General features: G+C 57.1%; 5 protein-coding genes and 2 pseudogenes. 2 read left to right on the forward strand and 5 right to left on the reverse strand.

All coding sequences use genetic code 11. The features are described from left to right. Positions 1-374: 374 nt before the first annotated feature. From BVER_RS34835 to tnpA, 5 genes and pseudogenes are all read right to left on the reverse strand, one after another. Positions 375-677: a phospholipase domain-containing protein gene (locus tag BVER_RS34835; RefSeq protein WP_050456048.1), complete on the reverse strand. Its 303-nt coding sequence runs from the start codon at positions 675-677 to the stop codon at positions 375-377. Between the two features lie 18 nt (positions 678-695). Then, positions 696-1076: a phospholipase domain-containing protein gene (locus BVER_RS34840; RefSeq protein ID WP_050456049.1), complete on the reverse strand. Its 381-nt coding sequence runs from the start codon at positions 1074-1076 to the stop codon at positions 696-698. Next, positions 1070-1543, reverse strand: a pseudogene (locus BVER_RS30910) (IS66 family transposase); the annotation flags it as partial. The gene BVER_RS34840 and the pseudogene BVER_RS30910, both read right to left, overlap by 7 nt. 30 nt (positions 1544-1573) lie before the next feature. After that, the gene (gene tnpB / locus BVER_RS30915; RefSeq protein ID WP_083452414.1) at positions 1574-1918 is read right to left on the reverse strand and encodes an IS66 family insertion sequence element accessory protein TnpB; all 345 of its coding nucleotides are present in this window, start codon (positions 1916-1918) and stop codon (positions 1574-1576) included. Next, positions 1915-2439 (reverse strand): IS66-like element accessory protein TnpA, encoded by a 525-nt coding sequence (gene tnpA / locus BVER_RS35440; RefSeq protein ID WP_332309161.1) that lies wholly within the window; start codon positions 2437-2439, stop codon positions 1915-1917. The genes tnpB and tnpA overlap by 4 nt, the downstream gene beginning before the upstream one ends. Between tnpA and BVER_RS28190 the strand changes: the two genes are divergently transcribed. Both BVER_RS28190 and BVER_RS28195 read left to right on the forward strand, forming a co-directional pair. Next, complete coding sequence (locus tag BVER_RS28190) at positions 2380-2904, forward strand: IS3 family transposase (RefSeq protein WP_050456053.1); 525 nt, start codon at positions 2380-2382, stop codon at positions 2902-2904. The genes tnpA and BVER_RS28190 overlap by 60 nt on opposite strands. Before the next feature lie 128 nt (positions 2905-3032). Next, positions 3033-3491 (forward strand): annotated as a pseudogene (locus BVER_RS28195) (IS3 family transposase); the annotation flags it as partial. Positions 3492-3705 lie beyond the last annotated feature (214 nt).

Raw genomic sequence — 3705 nt, forward strand, 5'->3', positions numbered from 1 at the left:
GTTCTCGCTCCAGATTGGACACGAGAACCTCGATTCCCTTACGTCCTACGATCGTCTCCCGCACACCATAAGTCGATCATAGAACATGTTGGATTTATGTAAAGTTATTTCTGGGACGGAACACTAGGTCGAACCTCGTTTCATCGTAACGGGGTGACGCATATGATTGGCGAGGGACAGATAAAGGTCGCGTCAAATGTAAGACTCCAGCGGAGCAGTTTTACTCGCTCGCTGTATAAGCAATCCTATGCATGCTCGCCTGGTCGACCCCCTTTAGTCGCTACTGCGACAAACCCAGCGAAAAGAGCGAACTGCTCTCGCTCAGTTGGCGTACTGAGAACATTTGCGATATTCATTGATGTCGCAAATGCTCATTACTTGAGCGGCCGGTTCCCGTTGAGTCGTTGGTAATGGTTAAATGACCCGCCCATCGCCGGATCGGAGACGAGATCGCGGCCGTTCTCGATGCGGCCCGCGAAGCGCCGGCGAAACGAGGACGCCGTGTTGGCAGTGACAGTGAAGTCGTACCAGTTGCCGCTATCGACCACCGGCCAGCTCAGTTCGCTGACGCCCTTGGCAGCGACGGTCGCGGTCCACGGTCCGTCCATACGATACGCCAGCGACGCCACCGTGAGCGTGCACGGCTGATTGCCGCGGTTATACAGCTTCACGCTCACCGACGACGCATCGCACGGCTAGCATACCTGGATCTCCGGATTCGACGCTGCCGTGACTTCCCTGAGACTGCCGGCGAACTCGCAATGATAGCCGTTCGGCCCGAGCACCCAAAAGTCGTAGCGACCCTGATCGGCGGCCGGCACAGTCCATGCGCCGGTGATTGACTTGCCCGCTTCGACCACATAGCGACGCGGCACCTGATCGAGATGGTTGCGGTCGTACACACGGAACACCGCACCCGCGCTCTTGCTGCTTCCGTTCGAGAATTCGAGCGATACCGCGCTCGCGTTCGCGTTCAGATACGCGGTCGTATGCAACTCGTATGGCAACGCGCGCGACGGACGCGATCCGATCGCGGCGGCGTCGGTTTTGGTGGTGCGGCCGGAGAGCGTGGGCAAACAAGTTTGCGCCGGATCGTGCGAATGACTTTGAACGCGGCTGCAACTCGGGCGAGTTGTTCAGATATGTCCTCGCCAAGCAGTTGCAATGTTTGCCCGCAGTCCGGGCAATTCGACTCCGGCTCGAGCAGATGATCCTCACGCGCGAGGTGCGCAGGCAGCGCTTGCCTAGAAACCGCTGCCTCCGGCGTTGCGACGGGAGCGGACATGTTTGCCCCTCGGGCCTGCGCACGCTGCACGTCTGCAACGCCGCGTCCGGCGGCCAAATCCTCGAGTTGAGTCTCGAGGGTCTCGATCTGCCGCTGCAACTGTTCGGATTTGCGGCCGAACTGCATGCGCCGAAGTTTGTCGATCTGTGCCTTGAGCTGCTCGACCTCGATATCGCGTTCGGCAAGCAGACTACGAGCCTCGACCAACAAGGCCTTCAGGAGATCGACATCGTCAGGAAGATCGGCGCCGTTCGACATGCACGGCAGTTTACGAGTGTTCCGCGCGGTTTACAAAATCGACAACGCGGCGGTGCCACGGGGCTGTCGCCAATCGATGCCCTCGAGAAGCATCGACAGTTGTGCTGAGGTCAGATGGACCTTCCCGCCCTCGGCCCTGGGCCAGATAAACCGGCCTCGCTCAAGACGCTTCGCAAGAAGCCAGATTCCATCCTCCGTCGCCCAGAGGATTTTTATGAGGTCGCCTCGGCGACCTCGGAAGATGTAGACGTTACCACCCAGTGGATTCTCTTCAAGCGCCGTTTGCACCTTTGCAGCCAGCCCCTGGAACCCACATCCCATGTCGGTTACGCCCGCAGCAATCCAGATGCGCGTGCCAGCCGGTAGCGAGATCATGATCGCAGGCTGCCCAACACGATACGAAGCATGTCGGCGTTAACCAAACCGTCTACCTTAACCACCACGCGGCCGACGCGGATCTCGATGGTGCCCGCAGGCGACTCGGGTTTGCTATCTAACGCTTGCGAATTCATTGGCGATGAGGCAACGGCCTGCGTCTGCACGTCACTCAGCAGTACGACTGGCATCAGGTCGACAGACGGAGCGTGCTGCTCGGCAAGGTATCGGCGCCGCCAGGTGTACAACATGTTCGCGTTGATGCCATTCTCACGGGCTAGTCTCGCGACCGAGACGCCCGGCTCACACGCTGCTGCCGCCAGCCGGTCCCGAAGCTCACGTGGGTAATTCGGACGGCCCGCTCGACTGCCCGACTTCTTCTCTGAGAACTCTGACAAAGTAGTGTCCATCAAATCGAATGAACCGACCCCCGAAGGTTGCACATCTCTTTGGGGAAGGTCTTGGCAAAATATACAGAGCAAGAGAAGCTCGCAGCCGTTGAGGATTATTGCGCTGGCCATCACGGGCTGAAGGTCGTCGCGCGACGTCTCGACATCAACGTGGAATCGCTACGCAGATGGGCTGCTCTTTACCGCGTACACGGCGCCGAAGGCGTCCAGAAGAAGCGCAGAGCTACCTACAGCTTAGAATTCAAGCTATTATCGGTTTTGCAACGCATGCGGGACGATGAACTGTCCTACCGCCAAGTTGCTGCCCTCTTTGATATCCGGAACTTCAACATCATTGGTAACTGGAAGCATGCATATGACGAAGGTGGTATGGCAGCCTTGTCGCCGTACTCTTCCGTGCGCTGCGTAAGAATGAAAAAGCAGTCGACAAATGAACCTCAGCCCAAGTCGCACGATAATAGCTCCCCCAGCCGCGAAGAGCTCCTGGCCGAACTGGATCATCTTCGAATGGAGAACGCATACCTAAAACAACTCGACGCCTTAGTTCAAGCGAAGAGGCAGAAAGCGCGGCAGTAAAGGCGCGCATCGCGCTCGAACTCAGGCAAGAATATTCGCTCTCTGGACTGCTGGAGGTGGCGGACCTCGCACGCAGTACCTTCTATTACCAGAAGAAGGCGCTGCAGCTTGGTGACAAGTATGCGAACGTGAAGGTCAGGATTCAATCGATCTTCGACGAGCACAAGGGGCGGTATGGCTATCGCCACATCACTGCGGTGATACGACACGAAGGCATTAGAATCAACCACAAGACGATCCAGCGCTTGATGGGCGAACTCGGACTTAAGTCGTACGTCCGGTTAAAGAAGTACTGTGCATACAGAGGCGAGGTGGGGCTTGCGGCACCTAATGTCCTCGAACGACGATTCGTTGCAAAGCGTCCGAACAACAAGTGGGTAACTGACGTGACCGAGTTCAATCTCGGTGGCGAGAAGCTATATCTCTCGCCAATTCTCGACCTATAGAACGCGGAGGTCGTCGCTTACGAGATCGCCCGACGGCCTCTGTTTGATATGGTTGGGACAATGCTAAAGAGAGCATTCGCGCGACTCGGGCCTAAGGACAAACCTATCCTTCACTCGGATCAGGGTTGGCAGTATCGAATGACGGTTGTGACGAGTCGCTTACACAGGCGGCGCTGAGACGATCTGCGGAGTTGGACCGTCTAGACTAGGCTCGCTCATCGGTGATTGAGCTAGGCTCTGTTCACATTTGAAGAAATGTGTTTACATCTCATCTTTTGCGTAAGCGATCAAGATGAGTCGAATGTTGCTGACCGATGAGATATGGGGACGACTGGAGTCCATTGTTCCGGGTAAG

Source organism: Candidatus Burkholderia verschuerenii, from assembly GCF_001189365.1.
Taxonomy (GTDB): Bacteria; Pseudomonadota; Gammaproteobacteria; order Burkholderiales; family Burkholderiaceae; genus Caballeronia; species Caballeronia verschuerenii.